Source organism: Algiphilus sp., from assembly GCF_023145115.1.
Lineage (GTDB): Bacteria > Pseudomonadota > Gammaproteobacteria > Nevskiales > Nevskiaceae > Algiphilus.
Map to the genome: position 1 here is coordinate 79,728 of NZ_JAGLEJ010000030.1, position 24,188 is coordinate 103,915.

The 24,188-nt window shown below is 69.8% G+C and carries 25 protein-coding genes; 16 read left to right on the forward strand and 9 right to left on the reverse strand.

The window, feature by feature from the left end; all coding sequences use genetic code 11:
* Positions 1 to 5: 5 nt before the first annotated feature.
* Positions 6 to 341 carry a metalloregulator ArsR/SmtB family transcription factor gene (locus KAH28_RS10140; RefSeq protein ID WP_366918163.1) on the reverse strand — a complete coding sequence of 112 codons (336 nt, stop codon included), beginning with the start codon at positions 339 to 341 and terminating at the stop codon, positions 6 to 8.
* Positions 342 to 481: 140 nt separating this feature from the next.
* Between KAH28_RS10140 and KAH28_RS10145 the strand changes: the two genes are divergently transcribed.
* From KAH28_RS10145 to KAH28_RS10170, 6 genes are all read left to right on the forward strand, one after another.
* Entirely contained in the window at positions 482 to 901 is a 420-nt protein-coding gene (locus KAH28_RS10145; protein WP_290576237.1) for a VOC family protein, read from the forward strand.
* A complete protein-coding gene (locus KAH28_RS10150; protein WP_290576239.1) occupies positions 898 to 1,401 on the forward strand; it encodes a GyrI-like domain-containing protein in 504 nt (167 codons plus the stop codon). The genes KAH28_RS10145 and KAH28_RS10150 overlap by 4 nt, the downstream gene beginning before the upstream one ends.
* 26 nt (positions 1,402 to 1,427) lie before the next feature.
* Positions 1,428 to 1,787: a DUF1428 domain-containing protein gene (locus tag KAH28_RS10155; RefSeq protein WP_290576241.1), complete on the forward strand. Its 360-nt coding sequence runs from the start codon at positions 1,428 to 1,430 to the stop codon at positions 1,785 to 1,787.
* Positions 1,788 to 1,815: 28 nt separating this feature from the next.
* Positions 1,816 to 2,241, forward strand: a complete 426-nt coding sequence (locus KAH28_RS10160) for a VOC family protein (RefSeq protein WP_290576243.1) — start codon at positions 1,816 to 1,818, stop codon at positions 2,239 to 2,241.
* Positions 2,241 to 2,849: a YceI family protein gene (locus KAH28_RS10165; RefSeq protein ID WP_290576245.1), complete on the forward strand. Its 609-nt coding sequence runs from the start codon at positions 2,241 to 2,243 to the stop codon at positions 2,847 to 2,849. The genes KAH28_RS10160 and KAH28_RS10165 overlap by 1 nt, the downstream gene beginning before the upstream one ends.
* 155 nt (positions 2,850 to 3,004) lie before the next feature.
* Entirely contained in the window at positions 3,005 to 4,258 is a 1,254-nt protein-coding gene (locus KAH28_RS10170) for an RNA polymerase sigma factor (protein ID WP_290576247.1), read from the forward strand.
* Positions 4,259 to 4,260: 2 nt separating this feature from the next.
* Here the strand turns inward: KAH28_RS10170 and KAH28_RS10175 are convergent, their stop codons facing one another.
* Both KAH28_RS10175 and KAH28_RS10180 read right to left on the reverse strand, forming a co-directional pair.
* The gene (locus KAH28_RS10175) at positions 4,261 to 4,875 is read right to left on the reverse strand and encodes a carbonic anhydrase (protein ID WP_290576249.1); all 615 of its coding nucleotides are present in this window, start codon (positions 4,873 to 4,875) and stop codon (positions 4,261 to 4,263) included.
* A gap of 80 nt (positions 4,876 to 4,955) precedes the next feature.
* Entirely contained in the window at positions 4,956 to 7,004 is a 2,049-nt protein-coding gene (locus KAH28_RS10180; RefSeq protein ID WP_290576251.1) for a hypothetical protein, read from the reverse strand.
* A 167-nt stretch (positions 7,005 to 7,171) separates the two neighbouring features.
* Here KAH28_RS10180 and trkA point away from each other — a divergent pair, with 167 nt between their 5' ends.
* The 6 genes from trkA to KAH28_RS10210 all read left to right on the forward strand — a co-directional run bounded on the left by trkA (position 7,172) and on the right by KAH28_RS10210 (position 14,751).
* Positions 7,172 to 8,548, forward strand: coding sequence for a Trk system potassium transporter TrkA (gene trkA / locus KAH28_RS10185; RefSeq protein WP_290576253.1), 1,377 nt, complete (start codon positions 7,172 to 7,174; stop codon positions 8,546 to 8,548).
* A complete protein-coding gene (locus KAH28_RS10190; RefSeq protein WP_366918164.1) occupies positions 8,548 to 10,020 on the forward strand; it encodes a TrkH family potassium uptake protein in 1,473 nt (490 codons plus the stop codon). The genes trkA and KAH28_RS10190 overlap by 1 nt, the downstream gene beginning before the upstream one ends.
* 82 nt (positions 10,021 to 10,102) lie before the next feature.
* Positions 10,103 to 11,821, forward strand: a complete 1,719-nt coding sequence (locus KAH28_RS10195; protein ID WP_290576255.1) for a potassium/proton antiporter — start codon at positions 10,103 to 10,105, stop codon at positions 11,819 to 11,821.
* 102 nt (positions 11,822 to 11,923) lie between these two features.
* Positions 11,924 to 12,862, forward strand: a complete 939-nt coding sequence (locus KAH28_RS10200; RefSeq protein ID WP_290576257.1) for a homoserine kinase — start codon at positions 11,924 to 11,926, stop codon at positions 12,860 to 12,862.
* A gap of 2 nt (positions 12,863 to 12,864) precedes the next feature.
* Positions 12,865 to 13,395: a TRAP transporter small permease subunit gene (locus KAH28_RS10205; RefSeq protein WP_290576259.1), complete on the forward strand. Its 531-nt coding sequence runs from the start codon at positions 12,865 to 12,867 to the stop codon at positions 13,393 to 13,395.
* On the forward strand, positions 13,396 to 14,751 hold the full coding sequence (locus tag KAH28_RS10210; protein ID WP_290576261.1) for a TRAP transporter large permease subunit: 1,356 nt from the start codon (positions 13,396 to 13,398) through the stop codon (positions 14,749 to 14,751).
* 75 nt (positions 14,752 to 14,826) lie between these two features.
* On the opposite strand, the gene KAH28_RS10215 is transcribed toward KAH28_RS10210, so the two are convergent.
* The 4 genes from KAH28_RS10215 to KAH28_RS10230 form a co-directional block, all read right to left on the reverse strand.
* Positions 14,827 to 15,261, reverse strand: a complete 435-nt coding sequence (locus KAH28_RS10215) for a PaaI family thioesterase (protein ID WP_290576263.1) — start codon at positions 15,259 to 15,261, stop codon at positions 14,827 to 14,829.
* Positions 15,246 to 15,995, reverse strand: a complete 750-nt coding sequence (locus tag KAH28_RS10220) for a sulfite exporter TauE/SafE family protein (RefSeq protein ID WP_290576265.1) — start codon at positions 15,993 to 15,995, stop codon at positions 15,246 to 15,248. Before KAH28_RS10220 ends, KAH28_RS10215 begins: the two co-directional genes overlap by 16 nt.
* Before the next feature lie 15 nt (positions 15,996 to 16,010).
* On the reverse strand, positions 16,011 to 16,733 hold the full coding sequence (locus KAH28_RS10225; RefSeq protein WP_290576267.1) for a hypothetical protein: 723 nt from the start codon (positions 16,731 to 16,733) through the stop codon (positions 16,011 to 16,013).
* A 70-nt stretch (positions 16,734 to 16,803) separates the two neighbouring features.
* Positions 16,804 to 17,319, reverse strand: a complete 516-nt coding sequence (locus tag KAH28_RS10230; protein ID WP_290576269.1) for a hypothetical protein — start codon at positions 17,317 to 17,319, stop codon at positions 16,804 to 16,806.
* 60 nt (positions 17,320 to 17,379) lie between these two features.
* On the opposite strand from KAH28_RS10230, the gene KAH28_RS10235 reads away from it, so the two are divergent.
* Entirely contained in the window at positions 17,380 to 17,847 is a 468-nt protein-coding gene (locus tag KAH28_RS10235) for a hypothetical protein (protein ID WP_290576271.1), read from the forward strand.
* 4 nt (positions 17,848 to 17,851) lie between these two features.
* Here the strand turns inward: KAH28_RS10235 and KAH28_RS10240 are convergent, their stop codons facing one another.
* On the reverse strand, positions 17,852 to 18,778 hold the full coding sequence (locus tag KAH28_RS10240) for a LysR family transcriptional regulator (RefSeq protein WP_290576273.1): 927 nt from the start codon (positions 18,776 to 18,778) through the stop codon (positions 17,852 to 17,854).
* 114 nt (positions 18,779 to 18,892) lie between these two features.
* Between KAH28_RS10240 and KAH28_RS10245 the strand changes: the two genes are divergently transcribed.
* Positions 18,893 to 19,534: an NAD(P)H-dependent oxidoreductase gene (locus tag KAH28_RS10245; protein WP_290576275.1), complete on the forward strand. Its 642-nt coding sequence runs from the start codon at positions 18,893 to 18,895 to the stop codon at positions 19,532 to 19,534.
* Here KAH28_RS10245 and KAH28_RS10250 read toward each other — a convergent pair.
* Complete coding sequence (locus KAH28_RS10250; protein WP_290576277.1) at positions 19,506 to 20,456, reverse strand: DUF3187 family protein; 951 nt, start codon at positions 20,454 to 20,456, stop codon at positions 19,506 to 19,508. The genes KAH28_RS10245 and KAH28_RS10250 overlap by 29 nt on opposite strands.
* Positions 20,457 to 20,575: 119 nt before the next feature.
* Between KAH28_RS10250 and KAH28_RS10255 the strand changes: the two genes are divergently transcribed.
* Together KAH28_RS10255 and KAH28_RS10260 are read left to right on the forward strand one after the other, a co-directional pair.
* Positions 20,576 to 21,643: a 3-deoxy-7-phosphoheptulonate synthase gene (locus KAH28_RS10255; protein ID WP_290576279.1), complete on the forward strand. Its 1,068-nt coding sequence runs from the start codon at positions 20,576 to 20,578 to the stop codon at positions 21,641 to 21,643.
* Between the two features lie 169 nt (positions 21,644 to 21,812).
* The gene (locus KAH28_RS10260; RefSeq protein WP_290576281.1) at positions 21,813 to 24,119 is read left to right on the forward strand and encodes a hypothetical protein; all 2,307 of its coding nucleotides are present in this window, start codon (positions 21,813 to 21,815) and stop codon (positions 24,117 to 24,119) included.
* Positions 24,120 to 24,188: the final 69 nt, after the last annotated feature.

Genomic DNA, 24,188 nt, shown 5'->3' on the forward strand with positions numbered 1-24,188 from the left:
CGGGATCAGGGGGTGTCGGGTGCTTCGAGCGCGCGCGCCAGCGCATCCAGGCGCCCGGTCCAGAAGCCCTCGTAGCGGGCCAGCCAGGCGTGGGCCTCGGCCAGCGCGTCGCCGTGCAGGCGGAACCAGTGCGTGCGGCCCGCGACGCGGCGCTCGACCAGCCCGGCGTTCTCCAGCACGCGGATGTGCTTGGAGGCGGCGGCCAGCGACATCGCACACGGTGCGGCCAGCTGCCCGACGTTCTGCTCGCCGTCGCCGAGGCGGCGCAGCATGTCGCGCCGGGTGGGGTCCGCCAGTGCGCGGAACACGGCGTCGAGTCGGGCGTCATATTGCATAACCATTGGGTTGAATATAGCGGGTGCACGTGCAATATTCAACTTTGTGGTTGAGCGATATCCGCCTGCTGCTGTCGATTCGCCGCGCGCTGCGGCGACTACCCACGGACATCGTCACGCCCATCCCGCACGCACCAGGATCGATCATGCAGCTCAATCCCTATCTCAACTTCGGCGGCCGCTGCGCCGAGGCCTTCGCGTTCTACGAGCGGCAGCTGGGTGCGCGTGGCAACGGCGTGATGCTGTTCCGCGACGGGCCGGCGGCGGATCAGGTCGGGCCCGAGATGCAGGACAAGGTCATGCACGCCAGCCTGCTGTTCGGTGACGTCGAGCTGATGGGTACCGACGGCGACGGCTGCGAAGCGCCGCGCGCCGCCATCACCGGCATGCACGTCGTGCTGTCGGTCGACACACCGGAGGAAGCCGAGCGCCTGTACGCGGTGCTGGCCGAGGGCGGTACGGTCGAGATGCCGATGGCGGAGACGTTCTGGGCCCGGCGCTTCGGCATGGTCGTCGATCGCTTCGGCGTGCCGTGGATGATCAACTGCAACAGGACACCGGAATGATGGCGGCCGGAACGGCATCGAGAGCGCGCGCCATGCAGCCGGTACGCATCGAGCATCAGCCCGGACGCGTGTTCGCGGGTGATCTGCAGCGCCACCGCTTCGCGGAACGGACAGGCATCGCCGTGCAGTGGCAGCGCTTCATGGCATCCGTGGACCGGTTCGGTGGTCGCATCGGTTCGGCCCTGTACGGGCTGATGCCGCCGGAGCACGCGCCCGCCGACGGCATCGCCTACCTGTGTGCGGTCGAGGTGGCACCGGACGCGTCGTTGCCGGACGCTGTGACCCGGCACCCGCTGCCGGCCGGCCGCTTCGCGGTCTTCGAGCACCACGGCCATGTCGCCGACATGCGGCGGAGCTGGGACGCGATCTGGCGCGAGTGGCTGCCGGCCTCGGGCGAGGCCGTGCCGGAATCGCCGACGCTGTTCGAGCGCTATGACGAGCGCTTCGATCCCGCCACCGGGCAGGGTGTGATCGCGCTGTGGCTGCCCCTGAGATCGTGAACCGCTGACTGAAGAGGACAACCGATATGAGCAAGTACGTGGACGGCTTCGTGGTACCGGTGCCGAAGAACAGGGTCGAGGACTACCGCAAGCTCGCCGAGCTCGCCTCGCAGGTGTGGCGCGAGCACGGCGCCCTGGAGTACATCGAGTGCGTCGCCGACGACGTCAAGCCCGGCGAGGTGACCTCCTTCCCGCAGAGCGTGCTGCTGCGCGAGGACGAGACCGTGGTCTTCGCCTGGATCACCTACCCGTCGCGCGAGGAACGCGACCGCATCAACGAGCTGGTGATGAAGGATCCGCGCCTCGCCGACATGGACATGCAGAACGTGCCCTTCGACGGCAAGCGCATGTTCTGGGGCGGCTTCCGGACCATCGTCGAGGCCTGAGCGCACCATCCACCGACCAGGAGCATCCATGCCCCGCAGGATCTTCGTCAATCTGCCGGTCGCCGATCTCGCGCGCGCCCGGGCCTTCTTCTCGTCGCTCGGCTTCGGCTTCGACGACCGCTTCTGCGACGACACCGCCGCCTGCATGGCGGTGGCCGACGACATTTCCGTGATGCTGCTGACGCACGCCAGGTTCGCGCAGTTCACGCCGCAGCCGGTGGCCGATGCGCACGCAGCCACCGAGGTGCTGATCGCCATCGGTGTCGACAGTCGCGCCGAGGTCGACCGCATCGTGCAGCGTGCGGTCGCGGCGGGGGGCACCACCTTCCGCGACCCCGCAGATCACGGCTTCATGGTCGAGCACGCCTTCCGCGATCCGGACGGCCACATCTGGGAGCTGATGTGGATGGACATGGCGGCGATTCCGGGCCCTGCCGACACGGAGGCGGCGTGATGGGCCGCCTGCCCCGGGCCGGATCGCGGGTTGCGAGCATCGCCGCCGCCGCGCTGCTCGCGGCCGCGGTGCTCCCCGGCACCGTCGGAGCCGAGGCGGTTCGCTATCGGGTCGACCCGCAGCACACCTTCCCGAGTCTGGCCTTCCCGCACATGGGCATCTCGATCTGGCGCGGGAAGTTCACGCGCAGCAGCGGCGTGATCACCCTCGACCGCGAGGCCGAAACCGGCAGCGTCGACATCGCCATCGACCCGGCGAGCATCCGCTTCGGTCTCGACATCATGGACGAGAAGGCCCGCTCGGCGGAGTGGTTCGATGTCGAGCGCCATCCCGATGCCGGCTATGAAGGCACCATCGTCTTCGAGGACGGGCGCCCCGCCCGCGTCGACGGCGCGGTGACCTTCCGGGGCATCACCCGCGAGGTGCCGCTGACCATCACGCTTTTCAACTGCATCCCGCATCCGATGCTGAAGGTCGAGGTCTGCGGTGCCGACGCCACCGGCACGATGAACTGGTCCGAGTACGGCATGCAGCACAGCGCCTACGGCGAGGGCGAGGCCGGCGTCGTGACGCTGCGCATCCAGGTCGAGGCCATCCGGCAGGAGTGAGTGCAAGCCCCGTCTTGTATCCACGTCTCGCAGCGGGTACACCATGTCGTCACAGAAGCGATCGTGTGCCATGACGCACCGAACCGAATCGATGGCCCATCCGCCCGCGTCCGCGGGCCGGTGGCGCGCGGGCGCCGGAGCCCGCTGAGCGCGCCGTGGTCCGCCCGGTCGACGACGGTGCCGCCGCGGCGCGGGTGGCCGCGGTCTATCAGGCCGAGTCGCGGCGCGTGCTCGCGACCCTCATCCGGCTGCTCGGCGATTTCGAGCTCGCGGAGGAGGCGCTGCACGATGCCTTTGCGGCGGCCGTCGCGCAGTGGCCGCGCGACGGTGTACCGGAGAATCCGCGCGCGTGGCTGGTGTCGGCGGGGCGCTTCCGTGCCATCGACGGCATCCGCCGGCGCGCGCGCTTCGATGCCTCGCAGCACCTCATCGCCGAGCAGTACGAGGCGCGCCGCGAAGACGAGCCGGATGGCGACGACGCCATCGGCGACGACCGGCTGCGTCTCATCTTCACCTGCTGCCACCCGGCGCTGGCGCCGGATGCCCAGATCGCGCTGACCCTGCGCACGGTCTGCGATCTGACCACCGAGGCGATCGCCAGCGCCTTTCTCACCAGCGTGCCCACGGTCGCGCAGCGCATCGTGCGCGCCAAGGCCAAGATCCGCGACGCCGGCATTCCCTACGAGGTGCCGGCGCCCGCCGACCTGCCGGAGCGGCTCGACAGTGTCCTGCACGTGATCTACCTGGTCTTCAACGAGGGTTATGCCGCATCCGGTGGCGAGCGCCTGCGCCGGGCCGATCTCGCCGCCGAGGCCATTCGTCTCGGCCGCCTGCTCGCCGAACTCATGCCGGACCCGGAGGTGCTCGGGCTGCTCGCGCTGATGCTGCTGCAGGATGCACGCCGCGATGCGCGCGAAACCGCCGAGGGCGAGCCGGTGTTGCTGGAGGATCAGGATCGCAGTCTGTGGCATGCCGGCGAGATCCGCGAGGGCGCGGCGCTGGTGCGGCGCGCGCTGGGCTCGCGGCGCTTCGGCCCGTACAGTCTGCAGGCCGCGATCGCGGCGCTGCACGCCGAGTCCCCCGACGCGGCGTCCACCGACTGGCACGAGATCGTCGGCCTCTACGACGTTCTGCTGCGCGTCGAGCCGTCGCCGGTGGTGGCGCTCAACCGGGCGGTGGCGGTGGCCATGCGCGACGGACCGGATGCCGGCATCGCGCTCATCGACGCGCTGCACGCCGACGGTGCGCTGACCGACTACGCGCCCGGCCATACCGCCCTGGCGGAACTTCATCGCCGCGCCGGCCGTGTCGCTGCGGCACGCGCGTGCTATCGGCGGGCGCTGGCGCTCAGCGAGCAGACCGCCCAGCGCCGGTTGCTGGAGCGCCGGCTGGCCGAGCTGGACGACTGAGCTCAGTCGTCGAGGAAGTGCACCTGTCCGCTGGCGAGGTCGTACTCGGCGCCGACGATCTTCAGTCCGTCGTCGCGGATGAGCTGGCGCAGGATCTCGGAGCCGTTGTGGATCTGCGCCACCGAGTGCCGGATGTTGGCGCGCACGGCATCGGGGACGATGGCATCGGTATGGCTGTGCCCGCAGCCCGAGACCACCGGCGCGACTGCCGGCCGCACGCGCTCCACGATGGCGCTCAGGTTGGGCGACTGCTCGCCGGCGGGGCGCAGCAGCTCTTCCACCGTGGCGGTGACCGCGCCGCATTCGGTGTGTCCCAGCACGACCACCAGCCGTGTGCCGAAGCGCGAGGCCGCGAACTCCATGCTGCCGATGCCCGACGGCGCCACGATGTTGCCGGCGACCCGGATGACGAAGAGATCGCCGAGTCCCTGATCGAAGACCAGCTCGGCCGGCACGCGCGCGTCGGCGCAGCCCAGCACGATCGCCATGGGCTTCTGCTCGCGCGGAAGCGTGATCGCCTCGGCCTGCTGAGCGGTGGGTGTGGCGCTGCGGATGCGCTCGACGAATCGCGCGTTGCCGGCGCGCAGGCGGGACAGGGCCTCCTCGGCTGGATTCATGCGTGCTGCTCCGCGTCGCTGGACGCGGCTCCCTTCGTGGCGTGGATCGACCGACAGCTTAGCGGTCGCGCGTCGCCGGGTCAGCCCTGTTCAGTCGCTGCCGCTGCCGGGGCTTCCGCGGGCGTCGTCTCGCCGAGCAGATCGCAGACCGCCGGCGGCAGGCCGAGCTGCCGGCAGATGTCGCCCAGCGGCGTGACCGGGTCGAGCAGCGCGCAGAAGCCGTCCGGACCGCCGGCATCGCGGCACCGGTCGAGCAGGCCCTGCTGCAGGTAGTCGAGCTGCATGGCGACGCGGTTGACCAGGCAGTCCTCGCCCAGCAGCGCGTCGAAGCAGGCCGACAGCGCCGGCGGCAGCGCATCCGCATTGGCCGCGCCGATGTCGAACAGCGGCGCGTAGGCCTGCAGCCGCAGCAGCGGCGCGGTCAGCGGTCCGAGCGAGACGAACTCCTCGTAGTTGGTGAAGGGCAGGAACAGCCCGGTGCCGCCGCCGGTATCGACGTAGTTGAACTCGTCGACCGGCAGGATGTAGCCGAAACTGTTGTGCGTGAGGCCGAGCAGCATCATGGGGCTGCCGTCGCCCAGTGCGCGGATCGATTCGCCGAAGGTGTTGGTGGCTTCGCCCGGGATGGTGACGATGTCCAGCGCCGCGTCGTCGCTCCCCAGGCGGATGCGCGACACCGCGGTGGGCGCCACCGGCGCGACCTGCGGCAGCGTGGTGAACAACTCGCTGACGAAGGGAATGCGCTCCAGCGGCAGGCCGGTGAAGTTGTAGTAGCGGTTGAAGGCGCCGGCGGCGGCCGCGCCGATGAACAGCGGATTGGTCACCGGCAGCAGGGCCTGCTGCTGGCGGAACGTCAGCCCCGGTCCGAGCACGCGGTCGTCGCCCAGGGCGAGGGCGTGCTCGGCCATGGCCCGACCGCGGGCACGCACGCGTTCGTAGGGCGTGGCGTCCTCGGGTGCGTCGCCTCCGCGCGCGGAGGCGTCGGCGATCGGTCCGTTGTAGAAGACGGCCACGCCGCCGTCCGCCTCCAGCCGGTCCACCGCGCCCAGGACGTAGTCGGGATGGGGCGTGCGCGGGTCCTCGTTGATGCTGGTGGGATGGGCGTTGAACTGCAGCAGGCGGCCGACCGGTCGCCCGGAGCGGCGCTCGCGCGCTTCCAGGAGCGTCATGATGGGGTCGGCGCGCGCGGTCGGATCGACCGGCGGCCGGCGGTAGCTGTTGAAGGCGGCAGCGTCGCCCTGACGTACCCGCAGCTCGACCTCGCGCAGCGCGGCCAGCGCGTCGGCGACCACCCCGACCGCCTCGGGATAGAGCACGTTCTCGATCCAGTCCTGCGGCACGCCGCCCCACAGGCCCTGAAGGTCGGCGCCGGCATGCGTATGCGTCGAGCCGAAGAGGATCCGGCCCGGATCGATGCCGGTGGCATCGGCGATGCGGCGGCCCATCTCGCCGGTGATGATGTTGCCGGCACCCACCGCGTCGACGGTCAGGAAGACGACGGTCTCGCCGTTCTCGCTGAGCACGAGACTGCGCAGCCAGGTGTGCTCGTCGTCGTCGGCGCGGTTGCGATGCAGGCGTTCGGCCGCCGGGATGGTGAGGATGTCGGACAGCCGGTCGAGCGGTGCCGGGAAGTTCTGCGTCGGGTCGATGCCGAAGCCGCCGAGATTGAAGCGCTGCGTCCTGGGCGCGATCAGCAGGCGCTCCTCGCGGATGCCGGCGATGTGCGCATCCGCGGGCGTGATGCGCCGCTTCGAGGCGGCGGCGCAGCGCGCGCCCCCGGCGCAGGCGCTGTCGGGGCGCGGTTGCACGAGGATGCCGCTCTGGTCGCCGCCGGCGCGGTAGCGCAGCTCGGTGGCGACGCGGACATCGGGTGCCAGGAGGGTTTCGCCGGTCAGTGGTGTGGCCGGTCCGCGCTGCTGGCGCCACGCGCGCGGCGTGCCGTCGGCTTCCCCGAGGCCGACACGGGTGCCGGCTGGCACGACGATATGGGCGCCCTCCGCAACGCGTACGTCGGGTTCGGCGGGCGCGCCCGCGCCGTCACCGGATACGGGTTCGCTGCCGCCGCAGGCGGCGAGGCCGCACAGGGCGGCGGCCAGCAATGCGGTGATTGCCGGGTGGCGGTACGGCATGTTGTCTCCTCGCCGGCGCGGTATCCGCGCTCTTGTTGTATCGAGCCGATCAGCATAGCGACGCCGCGCGCGGTGCGGCCATCGTAGAAATTGCCTATGCGGAACAGTCCCCCGACGGGCTTCGCGGGGCGTATCATGCCGGGCCACTACAGCGATGTGACGCCGCATTGAAGATCATCATCCTCGGCGCCGGTCAGGTAGGGGCTTCGCTGGCGGACAATCTGGCTGGCGAGCAGAACGACGTGACGGTGGTCGACACCGACGAGACGCTGCTCAACGAACTGCGCGACCGACTCGACCTGCGCATCGTCCACGGGCATGCCTCGTATCCGCGCGTGCTGCGCGATGCCGGCGGCAACGACGCGGACATGCTGATCGCGGTCACCGAGTCCGACGAGGTGAACATGGTCGCCTGCCGGATCGCGGCCAACCTCTTCAACACGCCCACCAAGATCGCGCGCGTGCGCGCCGACGAGTACCTGCGTTCGGCGGACGATCTGTTCAGCCACAGCAGCTTCCCGATGGAGATGCACATCTCCCCGGCGCAGCTGGTCACCGATGCCATCCGGCGGCTCATCGAGTACCCCGGGGCGCTGCAGGTGGTCGACTTCGCCGAGGGGCGCGTACGGCTCATCGGACTGCGCGCCTACTACGGCGGCCCGCTGGTCGGCCGCCAGCTGCGCGAGCTGCCGCAGCACCTACCCGGCCTCGACGCGCGCGTGGCGGCCATCTACCGCCGCGGCCGGCCGTTGCTGCCGGAGGGCGACACCATCATCGAGGCCGAGGACGAGGTCTTCTTCATTTCCTCGGTGGATGCCGCGCCCAAGATCATGGCCGAGCTGCGCCGCGTGGATCGGCCGGTACGCCGCATCATGCTGGCGGGTGGCGGCAATATCGGCCTCAAGCTGGCGCAGGCGCTGGAGGGCCACGCCCAGGTCAAGATCATCGAGCGCGACCGCAACCGTGCGCGCATGCTCTCGGAGAAGCTGGACCGGGGCATCGTGCTGTGCGGCGACGCCGCCGACGAGGATCTGCTGACCGAAGAGAACATCGAGGACATGGATGTGTTCTGCGCCATCACCAACGATGACGAGGCCAACATCCTGTCAGCGATGCTCGCCAAGCGGCTGGGCGCGCACAAGGCGCTGTCGCTGATCAACCGGCTGTCCTATATCGATCTGGTGGAGGGCGGCATCATCGACATCGCCATCTCGCCGCAGCAGGCGACGGTGTCGGCGGTGCTGGCGCACGTGCGGCGCGGCGACGTCGCGCGCGTGCACAGCCTGCGCAGGGGCGCGGCCGAGGCCATCGAGGCGGTGGCGCACGGGGATCGCGACAACTCGCGCGTGGTCGGCCGCCGGCTCGACGAGATCGACCTGCCGCCCGGCACCACCATCGGCGCCATCGTGCGCAACGAGAAGGTCATCATCGCGCACCGCGACGTCGTGATCGAGGGCGGCGATCACGTCGTGCTGTTCATCGTCGACCGCAAGTACACGCGCGCGGTGGAGGAGCTGTTCAACGTGCCGCCGACCTTCCTCTGATGCGTCTGCCGCGGATGCAGCACCGCTACGCCACGGTGCAGCGGGTGGTGGGGCTGCTTCTCATGCTGTTCTCCACCACCATGCTGCCGCCGGCGCTGGTGGACCTGTTCTACCGCGAGGGCGTGGCGCTCTCCTTCGTGGTGGGTTTCGGCATCACGCTGGTGACGGGCGCACTGCTGTGGCTGCCGGTCTACTCGTTCCGGCGCGAGCTGAAGATCCGCGAGGGCTTCCTGGTCGCGGTGCTGTTCTGGACCGTGCTGAGCCTGTTCGCGGCGGTGCCGCTGTACCTGGCGCTGACGCCGCGACTGGGCATCGCGCAGGCGGCCTTCGAGGCGGTGTCGGGACTGACCACCACCGGTGCGACGGTCATCACCGGGCTGGACACGCTGCCCCACGGGGTCCTCTACTACCGCCAGCAGCTGCAGTGGCTCGGCGGCATGGGGATCATCGTCCTGGCCGTCGCCATCCTGCCGCTGCTGGGTGTCGGCGGCATGCAGATCTACCGCGCCGAGGTACCGGGGCCGATCAAGGACAACAAGCTGACGCCGCGCATCCGCGAGACGGCGCGCGTGCTCTGGCAGATCTATCTGACCCTCACGGTGGCCTGCGCCCTGGCCTACTACCTGGCGGGCATGACGCCGTTCGACGCCGTCAGCCACGCCTTCTCGACGGTGTCGACGGCCGGCTTCTCGACCCACGACAACAGCATCGGGCATTTCGACAGCACGCTCATCGAGATGATCTGCGTGGTGTTCATGATCAGCGGGGCCATCAACTTCGGCCTGCATTTCGCGATGCTGCGCGAGAAGCATCCGCTGGCGTACTGGCGGGACGCCGAGTTCAAGACCTTCATGGGGATCATCCTCGCGATCACGCTGTTCGTGACCGCGGTGCTGTGGATCTCGGGCACCTACGGCAGCGGGGTGAAGGCCTTCACGCACGCGCTCTTCCAGGTTGTCTCCATCGGCACGACGTCGGGATTCGGCACCGCCGATCACACCAGCTGGCCGCTGCTGCTGCCGCCGCTGCTGCTCTTCGCCAGCTTCATCGGCGGCTCGGCCGCCTCGACCACCGGCGGCATCAAGGTGGTGCGCGTCATGCTGCTGTTCAAGCAGGGCATACGCGAGGTGGTGCGCATGATCCACCCCAATGCCGAGTTGCCCATCAAGATCGGCCACCGCACGGTGCCCGACCGCGTCGTCCAGGCGGTGTGGGGCTTCTTCTCGGTGTACGCGGGCTTCTACCTGATCATCTTCTTCCTCATGCTCGCCGCCGGTCTCGACGTGGTGACCGCGTTCTCCGCGGTGGCGGCGACGCTGAACAACCTCGGTCCCGGCCTCGGCGAGGTCGCGAGCAACTTCGCGGCAGTGAACGACTTCGGGCTGTGGGTGGGCGTGTTCGCGATGCTGCTGGGGCGGCTCGAGATCTTCCCGCTCCTGGTGGTGCTCACCCCCTACTTCTGGCGACGCTGAGGCGCCGCGCGCCCGGGGGCGGGGTGGTGCCCGGCGGTACACTGGGCGACCTCATCCATTCCCGGAACCGGCGAGGCGCGCGGTGATCGAGCCCGAGATCGTCACCATCCTGATCATCGCCTCGCTGGTGGTGATCAGCATCTTCAGCAGCGTGCTCTCCTTCCGGATGGGCGCGCCGCTGCTGCTGGTGTTCCTGGGCGTCGGCCTGCTGGCGGGCGAGGACGGGATCGGCGGCATCGACTTCGACGATGCCCAGATCGCCTACTGGGGCTGCAGTCTGGCGCTGGCGGTCATCCTCTTCGACAGCGGCTTCGCCACGCCCTGGCGCGCCTATCGCAAGGCCGCGGCGCCGGCGCTGACGCTCGCCACCTTGGGCACGGTGCTCACCGCGCTGGTGGTGGCGGCCGGGGCGCGCCTGCTGCTGCCCATCGACTGGCCCACCGCGCTGCTGCTCGGCGCTTGCCTGTCGTCCACTGACGCGGCCGCGGTGTTCTTCCTGCTGCGCACCGGCGGCGTGCGCATCCGCGAGCGCGTGCGTTCCACGGTGGAGATCGAGTCGGGCACCAACGATCCGGTCGCCATCTTCATGGTGGTGGCGCTGCTGGCGGCAGTGGCCGGGGACCGCGACGGCATCGACGGCATGCTCATCACGCTGGTGCAGCAGATGGGGCTGGGCGCGGTGTTCGGCATCGGCGGCGGGCTCGCCATGGTGCGTCTGGTGAACGCGCTGGATATCGAGACCGCGCTCTACCCGGTTGCCGTCCTGGGCATGGCGCTGATCGTCTTCGCGGGCACCACCATGGTCGGCGGCAGCGGATTCCTGGCGGTGTACCTCGCCGGTCTGGTGGCGGGCAACCAGCGCCTCAAGGGCAAGTACTCCATGCGCCGCTTCCAGGCCGGGCTCACCTGGCTGGCGCAGATCCTGATGTTCGTGACGCTGGGCCTGTTCGCGGTGCCGTCGAGCTTCATCGACGTCATCTGGCCCGCCATCGGGCTGGCCCTGGTGCTGACGCTGCTCGCGCGTCCGCTGGCGGTGCTGATCTGTCTGCGGCCGCAGCGCTTCGACTGGCGCGAGACCGGCTTCGTGGGGTGGGTCGGTCTCCGCGGCGCGGTGAGCATCCTGCTGGCGATCCTGCCGTTGCGCGCCGGGCTGGCCGACGGGCAGCTGCTGTTCAATGTCGTCTTCCTGGTGGTGATCTTCTCGCTGCTGCTGCAGGGCTGGACGGTGCGGCTGGCAGCGCAGCGCCTGCGGCAGATGGAAGCGGCGCAGGCCGCGATGATCGACCGCATCGAGCTGGAGCTGCCCGGTCGCGCCGAGCACGAGCTGGTCGGCTACCGGCTGGCGGCCAACAGCCCGGCGCTTGGCGCCACCCGGATCCCGCGCTGGGCGCGCCCTTCCCTGATCCTGCGCAACGGCGAGAGCCTGCGCCCGCATCAGGCCGGTGCGCTGGAGCCGGGCGACACCGTCTATCTGTTCTGCGCCGAGCGCCATATCCGCCTGCTGGACCGCATCTACGCGGCCGTCGATACCGTCGATGCGCGCGACTTCCTCGGTGATTTCTCGCTGCCGCCCGATGCGTCGGCGGATTCCATCGCCCGTCGCTTCGACATCGATCTGCCACCGGACATGCGCGGCAAGACGCTGCGCGAGGTCTTCCGGGACCGGCTCCGCGGCAGCGTCGAGCTCGGCGACCGCGTGCCGCTGGGGCCCTTCGAGCTGATCGTGCGCGACATCAGTCCCGAAGGCGTGGTCGAGGAGGTCGGCCTGCTGCTCGACGACCCGGATATCGTGCGCCGCTAGCCTGCGGTCGCCGCCGGCCGGAACGGCCGTGCAGGCCTTCGAACGGTGTCGCGGTCGCGCTTTGGTGTATTTTGACGCGCTCAAGAGCCCGCTTCCGCGCGCATGTCGGTATTCACCAAGGTTTCGCACAAGGCGCTCACCGCGTTCCTCGAACAGTATCCGCTGGGTGCCCTGATCGGGTTCCAGGGCATCGGCGAGGGTGTCGAGAACACCAATTACTTCGTCGATACCGAGGACGGCCGCTTCGTGCTCACGCTCTTCGAGCGTCTCGATCACGATGATCTGCCCTTCTTCCTGGGGCTGATGGCGCACTGTGCCGACCGGGGCGTGCCGGCGCCGCGCCCGCTGCGCGCGAAGGACGGCGAGGTGCTGCGCGAGCTGTGCGGCAAGCCCGCCGCACTGGTGCAGCGACTCGAGGGCGCCAGCGCGCTGACGCCGAACACGGCCCAGTGCCATGCCGCCGGCGAGGCGCTCGCCGATCTGCACAGCAGCGCGCGCTCGTTCCGGCTGACCGCGGCCAACACGCGCGGCCGCGACTGGCGCGTGGCCACCGCCGATCAGGTGCGCCCGCGGCTTCCGCCCGAGGCTGCCGCGCTGCTCGATACCGCGCTGGCGGCCGACGAGGCGGCACGCTGGACAGCGCTGCCGCAGGGCGTGATCCATGCCGACCTGTTCCGCGACAACGTCCTGTTCCAGGCGGATCAGGTCAGCGGCATCATCGACTTCTACTACGCCTGCAATGACGCGCTGCTGTTCGATCTCGCGGTGACCGTGAACGACTGGTGCTTCGAGCAGGACGGGCGTCTCAACCGCGCGCGCTATCGCGCGCTCACCGAAGCGTACTGCGCGCAGCGCGAACCCACCGAGACCGAGCAGGCCGACTGGTCGGGCGTGCTGTGCGCGGCGGCGCTGCGCTTCTGGCTGTCGCGCCTCTACGACTGGCACTTCCCGCGCGACGGCGACCTCGTGCACATCAAGGATCCCACGCCCTACGAGCGCATCCTCCGCTTCCATACCGGCGGGCAGCCGCTATCGCTGTGAGGATGGCGCTGCTGGTCGCCGCGCGCGCGGTGCGGGCGTGCAATGTCGCGGTGGCACGCGCCATGGCGTGGCTGGCCCTGGCGATGGTGGTGACCTTCCTGGCGGTCGTGGTACTGCGCTACGGCTTCGGCATCGGACTGATCGCGCTGCAGGAGACCGCCCAGTACCTGCACGCCGCCATCTTCCTGCTCGCCGCGGCCGGCGGCATCGTCGCCGACCGGCACGTGCGCGTGGACGTGCTGCGCAACCGTTTCTCGCCCGCGGTGCAGCGGCGCGTCGAGATCGGCGGGCATCTGCTGCTGCTGCTGCCCTTTGCGCTGTTCCTGCTGTGGGCGGTGATGCCGTACGTCGCCGAGTCCTGGCGTCTGGGCGAGACATCGGTGGAGAGCTCGGGCCTGCCCTTGGTCTATCTGCTCAAGACGTTGATGCCGGTCGCGGCGTTACAGCTGGCGCTGCAGGCGGTGGCGTCGGCGGTGCTGCTGGCTGTCGGCGGCGAAACGCTCGACGCGCCGGCCCACGAGGAGGGGCTGTAAGTGGCCTGGGTGGCGATCCTGATGTTCGTGGTGGCCTGCGGCGTTCTGCTGCTGGGCTACCCGGTGGCCTTCACGCTGGCGGGTGTCGCGCTGTGGTTCGCGCTTCTGGGCATCGGCATCGGCGCCTTCGAGGCCGTGCAGCTGCTCGATGTGGCCAGCCGCGTCTACGGCACCATGAGCAATGCCACCCTGATGGCGGTGCCGCTGTTCGTCTTCATGGGCGTGATGCTCGAGCGCAGCCGGCTTGCCGAGCAACTGCTGCAGACCATGGGCGCGCTGTTCGGACGCGTGCGCGGCGGTCTGCTCGCGTCGGTGGTGGTGGTAGGGGCGCTGCTCGCGGCCAGCACCGGCATCGTCGGCGCCACCGTGGTGGCGATGGGCCTGATCTCGATGCCCACGCTGCTGTCGCGCGGCGTGGCGCCGCCGCTGGCCAGCGGTGCCATCTGCGCCTCCGGCACGCTGGGTCAGATCATTCCACCGTCGATCGTGCTGGTGCTGCTCGGCGATGTCCTCTCCTCGGCCTACCAGCAGGCCCAGCTGCGCGCCGGCATCTGGTCGGTGGAGACGGTGTCGGTGGGCGACCTCTTCGCGGGCGCGCTGGTGCCCGGCGTCATCCTGGTGGTGGTCTACGTCATCTACGTGCTGTTCGCCTCGCGGCACACGGCCGCCGCGGGCGACGGCGCCCGCGAGCCCATGCCGTCCATGGCAACGGTGGGGGTGGCGCTGCTGCCGCCGGTCGCGCTCATCGTGCTGGTGCTGGGCGCCATCCTGGGTGGCTATGCCACAGCCACCGAGGCCGCCGGCATCGGCGCCGGTGGCAGCGTGCTGCTGGCCGCGCTGCGCGGCCGGCTCGACGGACGGGAACTGCTCGCTACCGCGCGCCAGACGGTGGCGGTCACCACCATGGTGTTCATGATCCTGGTGGGTGCGTCGATGTTCGCGATGACCTTCAACGCCTACGGCGGCGACCTGCTGATCCAGCGCACCCTGACCGAGCTGCCCGGCGGGCCGGTGGCCGCGCTGATCTGCGTGATGGTGCTGATGTTCCTGCTCGGCTTCGTGCTCGACTTCATCGAGATCGTCTTCGTGGTCGTACCCATCGTCGCCGTGCCGCTGCTGATGATGGGGCTGGATCCGGTCTGGCTGGGCGTGCTCATGGCAATGAACCTGCAGACCAGCTTCCTGACGCCGCCCTTCGGCTTCGCGCTGTTCTATCTGCGCGGCGTCGCGCCTCCCGAGGTGCGGACCCTCGACATCTATCGCGGGGTGGTGCCGTTCATCGGGATCCAGCTCGTCATCCTGCTGCTGGTGGCGCTGGTGCCGGTGCTGGCCACCTGGCTGCCGGGGGTGCTGTAGGGCGGGGTTGCTGCGGCTGCGGCGCCGCGCTGGTGCGGTCTCGAGGTCCGCACCATGGAACCGCGATGCGGCCTCTCACCCCTTCTGCGCGAACACCTCCGCCGGCAGCGCATAACTCCCGGTCGCGTGCACGGCCGGTGCCTCGTCGACCGCGCCGGCGACGGCGCTCATCACGGCCAGCCGGCGGCCCATCTTGAGAATGCGCGCGCCGGCGGTGATCTCGCGCGGGGCGCAGGCGCGCAGGAAGTGCATGTTGAGATCGGCGGTCACCGCCATCGGACGCTCGCCGATGTGCGCGAGTACGGCGGCATACATGGCGGTGTCGATGGCGGCGAACAGCGTCGGGCCGGAGACGCGCTCGCCGGGGCGCAGCATGCGCGGGGAGAACGGGATGCGGATGGTGGCGGCGCCGTCGCCCACCGATTCGACACGGACACCCATGGTGTCGGATTCGGGCAGTCCGGCGTGGATGATGGCCTCTACGCGGGCCGCGCTCAGAAGGGTTTCCATGCCTGGATTATGCCGTCGATCAGCAGCTGGGCGGCCAGCACCACCAGCACGATGCGGAACGCCGCGCGGAACCGGGCCTCGGGCAGGCGGTCGCCGAAGCGGGTGCCGATGGCGGTGCCGGCGATCGCCGCCAGGCACATGCCGGCCGCCAGCGCCGGGCGCTGCAGGAGCGCGGTGCCGGCCAGCGCGAAGCCGACGATCTTGATGAGGTGGCCGAGCATCTGCGCGGCGGCGATGGTGCCGACCACGCGGGGGCGGTCCCAGTCGGGCCGCACGAGCATGCGGCCGACGATCAGGCCGGTGGCGCCGATGAACATGCCCGCGGTGCCGTTGAGCAGTCCGGCGCCGGCGTAGGCCGCCGAAGGCGGCAGTCGCGGGCCCCGCTCCGGGGCGCGGGAACGACGCGGCAGCAGCGACAGCAGGATCAGGCCGCCGAGGGCGATGGCCGCCCAGTACGACGGCACCCGGTCGGCGAGCGGCGCGAACATCACCGCCGCGGGAAGTCCGGCGGCGAGGAACACCAGCAGGGCGCGCCCGTCGACGGCCTGGAGATAGGACAGGCTCCGCGTGCCGTTGGCGACCATCTGCACGATCGCGAACAGGGGCACCGCTTCGGCCGGCGGCAGCCCCGCCGCGAACAGCACCGCGATCAGCAGCGTGCCGCCGCCGAGACCCAGCGCGCCGGAGAGGACGGCGCCGACGAAGGCGGCACCGCAGAGTGCCGCGCTCAGCACGGTCGGCGGCCGGTCCTAGAAGCGGTAGCCGACGGACACGCCGAGCACCGGGTACAGATCGTACTCGTCGATATCGTCTTCCAGTGTCGCGCGCTCCGCTTCGAGCTGCTGGCGGAAGGCCTGTGCGCGCGGGTCGGCCGAGTTCACGTCGAAGGACGGCGCCAGAGGCGTGTCGGCGTCGCGCACCGAGCCGGTTGCCGAGGCGGTGGCCTGCGGGCTGCCCTGGTAGAGCACGCCGAGCTCGAGCTTGAAGTAGACGCTGTTGCGCTCGGCGTGTACCGCGTTGCCCCAGCCGATGCCGATGTAGGGCGCGACCGATTCGAAGTCGATCCCGGCGCGCAGCTCGAAGGGGTCGTCCGGATCGGAGACGTAGGTGTTGCTGCCGACCTCGAAGGATTCGTTGCCGGTGGCTTCGCTGGCGCGCAGGTTGAGCTCGTTGCCGTTGCTCGCCAGCCCGCCGGTGATGTGGAATGCGCCGCCAAAGACATGGACATCGGCGAACAGGCCGACGGTGAGCAGATCGAGGTCGCCGTCGTAGTTGATGCCGTCTTCCTCGACGTCGTCGCTGTAGGTGAAGGTGCTGACCGGGATGCGCAGCACCAGGCGATCGAGCAGTCCGATCGAGAGTTCGGCGCCCAGTCCGAGCGTCGAGGCGCGCACGCCGGCGCCGATGTCGGCCGCGTGTACCGGGCCGATGCCGCCCGCGAGCAGGGCGAGCGTACTGATCCACCGTTTCATGTTCCGATGCCTCCCCCGGGCGATTCGTCGCACAGGCGCGCAGTGTAGTGCGGCCACGGTCGTCACGCCGTCATCGCAGCGCCGAGGGGTCGGCGATGGCGAGCGCGAGATCGAAGTTGCGGTCCGTCGGGATGCGGGTCAGCGGGGCGCCCGACCACAGCACGAAGACGCGGCGCCCGTCGGGGTCGCGGTACCAGCCGGCGGCATAGCCCGGTGCGCGCAGGCGGCCGTCCGCCGTCAGCGTGTCGAAGGACAGGGGCGCTGCCGCGTCCGGCCGGAGCTGCTCGACGGGCAGCTCCACCAGGAAGGCACGACTCGCGCGCAGGTAGAAGGTGTCGTCGGTGCGCCAGGCGCCGTTGCTGCTGATGAGCCAGCTGCCCAGCGCGGCGATGGCGGCGCCGGTGAGGCCGACCGCGAGCTTGGCGCCGCCGCGCAGTGCCGGCGGCAGCCGCGCCGCCCGGTGCCGGAACAGGCTGTCGGCGAGCAGCACCACGCCGAGCGGCAGCAGGGCGCAGACCGTCAGCCAGAGCGCGGGCGCCATGCCGGGCAGGGCAACGGCGAGCGGGTCGATGTCGGATGGATCCACGATGCGGGTCCCGATGCGGTAAAGGTGCGATTATCGCCCGGCCAGAAAGGGAGATCGGGCATGGAATCATTGGCGGGTGCGGTGATGGAGCTTCCGGTACGCGTGGCGCTTTCGGCGTCGGGCGTGTTCCTGCTCGTAGGGTTGCTGACCGGCGTATGGAAGTACGCGGGCATGGCGCGCTCCTCCGACGCGCAGGCGCATCCCTATGTCGACATCGCGCATCGGGCCAGCCTGCTCTACAGCTTCGCCGCCCTGGTGATGGCCGCGCTGGCCGCGGTGTCGGCGTGGCCGATGGTGGTGGATCTGCACGCTGTGGTCTGGCCGCTGCTGTTCTTCGCGCTCGCCATCGGGACCTATGTCGTGCACGGCTGGCTGGGCGATACCGACAACCAGCTGCGCGCGCCGCATCGTCTCGGCACGCGGCGTCTGCCCGGCGCGATCGTGCACGGCTTCATGCTGCTGCTGGTGGTGGCCGAGGTCGGCGGTGTCGCCGTGCTGGTGGCAGGCGCCTGGTGCACGCTCTGGTAGCGGTTCAGTCGCGGCCGTCGCAGTCGAAGCGCGCTTGCAGTGCGGCGTCATGCAGTAGGCGCTCGCGGAACCAGTTCAGCGCCAGGCCCTGTTCGCCGCTGCGCCATGCCACCAGCAGGCGGGTGCGCTCGCGCGGAACTTCCACCGCCAGCCGCCGCAGTCGGTCGTCGCGCAGCCAGGGATGCGCCAGATGGCGCGGCACGAAACCGGCTCCCAGGCCGTCGGCCTGTGCGCGGATCTTGTGCATGACGCCGGAGACCGCGAGGATCGGCTGCCCGTCCTGGACGCCGGAAGTGCGGGCTGCCAGCTTGCGCGCCGAGTCGGCAGCCACCACCGCACGGTGCGCGCGCAGCGCCGACGCCGGCAGCGGGCCGTCGCGCCGCTCCGCCTCCGCTACCAGCGGATGCGTCGGCGCACAGGCGAAATCCCAGGTGATCTCGGCGAGCAGGCTGCTGCTGAGCCCGTAGCCGCCGGGCGGCTCGCCGCCGGCGATGGCAATGTCGGCGCGGCCACCGATCAGCGCGTCCCACGGGCCGCCGAGGGTCTCCTCGATGAGCCGCAGTTCGGTACGCGTCGCCAGTGCATCGAACTCCCGCACGGCCGGGAAGAGCCAGTCGATCGGCAGCATGGCATCGACCGCGATGCCGAGGCGGGATTCCCAGCCCTCGCCGAGCTTGCGCAGGCGGTTGTCGGTGGCCTCCGCCTGCCGGAGCAGGGCGCGCGCTTCCTCGACGACCGCGCGTCCGGCATCGGTGAGCTGCATGCGGCGCCCGACGCGCTCGAACAGGGTGATGGCGTAGTCCGACTCCAGCTTCTGCACGGTGTAGGTCAGCGCAGATGGCACCCGGTGGAGCCGCTCGGCGGCGCGCGCGAAGCTGCCGGCGTCGGCGATGACCTCGAGAGTGCGCAGCGATTCGAGCGTCAGGCGCATGGCACCAGCATATCGGTCCTTCAAATGCTTTGAAAGCGGAGTTCTTTCATGTCCGCTATTCATTGCACGGGTCCGGCCATACCGTTGCTGCACGTTTCAGCAGAGATGAAAGTCATGGCCGTTCACGTCGTCCGCTACACCCCGCGCACCGGGTCGCGCACCGCGCGCCTGCTGGAGCACGCCATTGCCCAGCTCGATCCGGCACCCGTCGTCACCGATCTCGCGACGACACTCCCGCCGCTGTTCGATACCACCCGGGTGGACGGCTACGTGGCGCGGAACTACGGCGGCATCGAACCGGCCGCCGAGACCGCGGCGGCACTCGCGCCCATGGATCGGTACGTCGAGCAGTTGCGCGCGGCCGACCGGATCATCCTGGCGACACCGATGTACAACTTCGGGCTGCCGGCCGCGGTCAAGGCCTGGTTCGATGCTGTCATCCAGAGGGACCGCACCTGGACCGTGCGCGACGGTGCTTACGAGGGCTGGCTCACCGGGCACCGGGCGCTGCTGATCACCACCAGCAGCGGCCAGTACGAGGATGGGCCGGGCAGCTACGACCTGCTGACGCCGACGGTGCGGCAGCTCTTCGGCTTCATGGGCTTCGCCGGCGTCGACGTGGTGGCCGGGCAGGGTACCGCCGCGCCGGCCGAGGTCGTGGACCGCCGCATGGCACAGGCGCGTGCCGAGATCGATCGCGTCATCGCGGCGTGGAAGTCGGAGGCGCCTACCAGTAGAGCGCAGCCTGCACGCTGAAGTCGGGCGATGCGTAGACGCCCAGGTCCTCCTGGAACAGCAGGTGCAGGCGCGTCTTTCCGGGGAGCCGGAAGACAGCGCCCACCGACAGCTGGACACTGTCGCGTCCCAGCGTGTTGATGTCGGTGTCGGAGAAGGAGGCGCGGTGGGCATAGACCTGCGTCACGGCCCGCATCCAGTCGAACAGGCGCAGCCCGATGCCCGCGCCGCCGAAGGGAATGGTGCGGCGCTGGCGGTCGGGCAGGATGTCGCCCGGTTCGCTCACCGCCACGCCACCCGAGAGGAAGGCGTCCAGCGGGCCGGCGGCGAAGCGCCGGGTGGCCCAGACGGCGGCGCCGATGGCGCCGCCGCCGGCCAGCTTGTCGCCGTCGCCGGTCGGAACCTGCAGGTGGGCGCCCAGCAGCCAGCGCTCGGCCGGCTCCCAGTGCCATGCCACTTCGAGATCGCCGATGCGCGTGCCCTTGTCGTCCACCCGCAGCAGGGTCTCGCCGTTCTCGGCGTACGCGAACAGGTAACGGTCATCGACCGCGAACTCGCGGCCGCCGTTGGGCAGGCCGAAGAAGTCGTGCCAGTCGCTGATGGTGCCGTCGAGGAAGCCGCCACCCTGGTGCAGCACCGGCAGGCGGACGGACCAGTGCGTGGCCGCGGTGAAACGGCCGCTGGCGGACAGCGTGAGCTTGGCGACCTCGCCGTCGGCGAGCAGGGCTTCGTCAGCCGCCTGCAGATTGGCGTACTCGTTACTGAGATCGAGGCGGGTGCCGAAGTCGAGCTGGCCCGGTTCCGGCGAGTCGGGCGCCAGAACCGGCAGGGGCACGGCACGCGCGAGCTGGTTCTCGTTGCGCACCTGGAAGTAGTCGGCGGCGCCGGCGATGGCCGGCATGCACAACGCCACCAGGGCGCTGCAGGCGCTACGAAACAGCATGGACGGGTCCGGCATAGGGGATGGCTGTGCAGAGCATAGCGGATGGTGATCGGAAAGCCCGGGCGCGTCTGCTAACATCGCGCGCCCGATTCGCCCATATCGCCGCAGCAGGTGCTGCCATGTCCGCCGTAACCGAAAACACCCGTATCCGCAGTGTGCGGCCCGTTTCCACGCCCGCCGAGGTGCAGGGCGAGTACCCGCTTTCGCAGGCGGCCATCGATACCGTGCTGAGCGCGCGCCGCGAGATCCAGGAGATCCTCGCCGGCCAGAGCGATCGTCTGCTGGTCGTGGTTGGTCCGTGCTCGATCCACGATCCCAAGGCCGCGCTCGAGTACGCCGAGCACCTCCGTGCGCTGCGCGAGCAGCTGTCGCGCGACCTGCTGGTGGTGATGCGGGTGTACTTCGAGAAGCCGCGCACCACCGTCGGCTGGAAGGGACTCATCAATGACCCGACGCTCGACGACAGCTACCACATCGACACCGGCCTGCGTACCGCGCGCAAGCTGCTGCTGCAGCTCACCGAGTCCGGCGTGCCGGCGGGCGTCGAGTTCCTCGACATCCTCACGCCGCAGTACCTCGCCGATCTGGTGAGCTGGGGCGCCATCGGCGCCCGCACCACCGAGTCGCAGCTGCATCGCGAGATGGCCTCCGGCCTGTCGTGCCCGGTCGGCTTCAAGAACGGCACCGACGGATCGGTGAAGCTGGCGGTCGATGCGGTGATGTCGGCGGCGCATCCGCACCACTTCCTGTCGATGACCCGCGACGGCCAGACCGGCATCTTCGAGACCACCGGCAACGAGGATTGTCATCTGATCCTGCGTGGCGGTTCGAGCGGCACCAACTACGATGCCGCGAGCGTCGATGCCGCCTGCGCGGCGCTGGCGAAGGCCGGCCTGCCCGAGCATCTGATGATCGACTTCTCGCACGCCAACAGCCAGAAGCAGCATCGCCGCCAGATCAATGTCGCCCAGGACGTGGGCGCTCAGATCGCCGACGGCGACGACCGCATCATCGGCGTCATGATCGAGTCCCATCTCCAGGAAGGGCGCCAGGATCTGGGCGGCGATCTGGTCTACGGCCAGTCCGTCACCGACGCCTGCATCGGCTGGGACGACACCGTTTCGGTGCTGCGCGAGCTCGCCGGCTTCGTGGCGCAGCGCCGCAAGCGCCTGGTCGAGACGGCCTGAGTCGACCCTTCGCGTGACGGTCCGGCGTGCGCCGGACCGTCACATTGCTGAAAAATTACGCTTACCTCCGGCGTCGCGCGCCCCCTAGCCTGACCGGGAAAGCGTGGCAACCGTGTGCCGCGCGCATCCAATGACGGTATTCGGGGTCGATATGCGTGATTCGAGGGGGATGACGCGCGCTGCAACGCGTGCGGGGCTGGGTGTGCTTCTGCTCGGCGGGGCCGTACTGACCGGCTGCGGCGGGAGCAATCCGGGTGAAGAATCCGGTGACGGCGGCGTGGTCGTGCCATCCACGCAGACGCGCTATTCGCTCGCGGGCGGCTGCTTCGCCCTGCGGTCCAATGATCGCGATGCCTTCATCGCCAAGCGCGACGGCAACTACGTGGCCGATGCCACCGCGGTGGACGAGGCCGAGCCCTTCTACTTCCGTGCCAGCGCGCTCGGCGACTACCTGCTCTACGACCACGAGGCGGAGTTCCTCGGCATCAGCGATCCGCTCGGCGAACTGCTCGATGGCGCCGGCAACTTCGTCGGGACCGTCGGCGAGATCCTCGCGGGTGTCGGCGACACGCTCGGTGTCATCGACCCGCTGCGGCGCATCGGCGGCGTGCTGCGCACCATCGGTGCGGACGTGGTCGGGGGTATCGGCGACACGGTCGGTGGGGTCGAGGTGAACCCGGCGCTCGGCGCGCGTCGCAACGCCAGCGATCTCGCCATCTGGACGGTCCAGCGCCCGGAGGGCGGGCGCTTCACGCTCGCCAACGGCGTCAGTGGCCAGCGCCTGGCCGCGACCGACGATACCGGCGCGCTGGTACTGGCCGAGGAAGCCGTGCTGGGCGAGGCCGGTACCTTCGATCTGGTCGCCACCGAAGGCTGCGCCGAGTTCCCGGAGGTGACGACCAATGCGCACGGCGAGCCCTTCTCGGGTACCAATGCCGACGGGTCGCTCAAGGGCATCGCCGATACCCACATCCATATCGGTGCCTACGAGTTCATCGGCGGCCGCGTCAACTATGGCGAGCCCTTCCACAAGTTCGGCGTGACCACCGCGCTGGACAACTGCGCGGTCAACCACGGTCCGCAGGGCACGACCGGTCTGATCGAGCACTTCACCTCGGGCAGTCCGCTGCCGCTGCGCCTGCACGACACCCAGGGCTGGCCGACCTTCCGGGACTGGCCGCATCACTCGTCGCTGCAGCATCACCAGACCTACTACAAGTGGATCGAGCGCATGTGGATGGGCGGTCTGCGGTTCATGGTCAACCACATGACCGGCAACGAGACCCTGTGCCAGATCTACCCGCTGGTGCGCAACGACTGCGACCCGATGGAGAATGCACGCCTGCAGATCAAGCGCATGCACGAGCTGCAGGACTACATCGATGCGCAGGAGGGCGGCCCGGGTCGCGGCTTCTTCCGCATCGTCGAGTCCCCGGCGGAGGCGCGCGAGGTGATCGCCGACGGCAAGCTCGCGGTGATGCTGGGCCTGGAGTTCTCGCATCTGTTCAACTGCAAGTCCTATCTCGGCCAGCCCACCTGCTCGCGCGAGGAGATCGACCGCCAGCTGGACGAGTTCATCGAGCTCGGCATCCGCGCGATCTTCCCGATCCATCGCTTCGACAACGCCTTCGGCGGTGCCTACAACGGCACCGGCATCACCGAGACCGTCATTTCCGTCGGCAACGTGCTCGCGACCGGACAGCCCTTCGCACTGGAAGCGTGCGGGCCCGAGGAGGAGGAGCAGACCGACCAGCCCGGGCCGAACCTCTTCGAGTCGCTGCTGCTGACGGTGTCGTTCTATCTCGACGCGCTACCCGGCCTCACCGATCTCAACGCGATCCTGAACCCGGTCGGCGGCCAGCCCCAGTGCAACGCGCGCGGCATGACCGACATGGGCACCTACCTCATCGACCGGCTCATCGATCGCAATATCCTGATCGAGGTCGACCACATGGGTACGCGTGTGCGCGACAAGGCGCTGCAGATCCTCGAGGCGCGCGGCTACCCGGGCGTGGTGTCCAGCCACGGCTTCCTGACCAGCTCGCGCGCCGAGCAGCGTCTGGTGGACCTCGGCGGCATGGTCAACGACTTCGCGTCGACGGCGGGCAACTGGGCGGACCGCATCAACGGCATCGCCGAGTACGAGAACCCGGACTACTTCTTCGCCACCGGCTTCTCGTCCGACATCAACGGCATCGCCACGCAGCCCGGTCCACGCGGCAACGCGGCCGACGCGCCGCTGCAGTACCCGTTCTCGTCGTACTACGGCGATGTCGAGTTCGAGCGTCAGATCAGCGGCGAGCGCGTCTTCGACCTCAACAGCGACGGTGTCGCCCACTACGGTCTCTATCCCGATCTCATCGCCGACATGCAGCAGAACGGCGGCGAGAACGGGCGCAAGGCGGTGGACATCCTCTTCCGCTCGGCCGAGGCCTACATCCAGATGTGGGAGCGCGCCGAGGCGTACGAGCGCTGACACGCCATCGCCGGCCGGTGTCGACGCACGGACACCGGCCGGCGGCATCGCGCCCGCCCGCGCGACGTG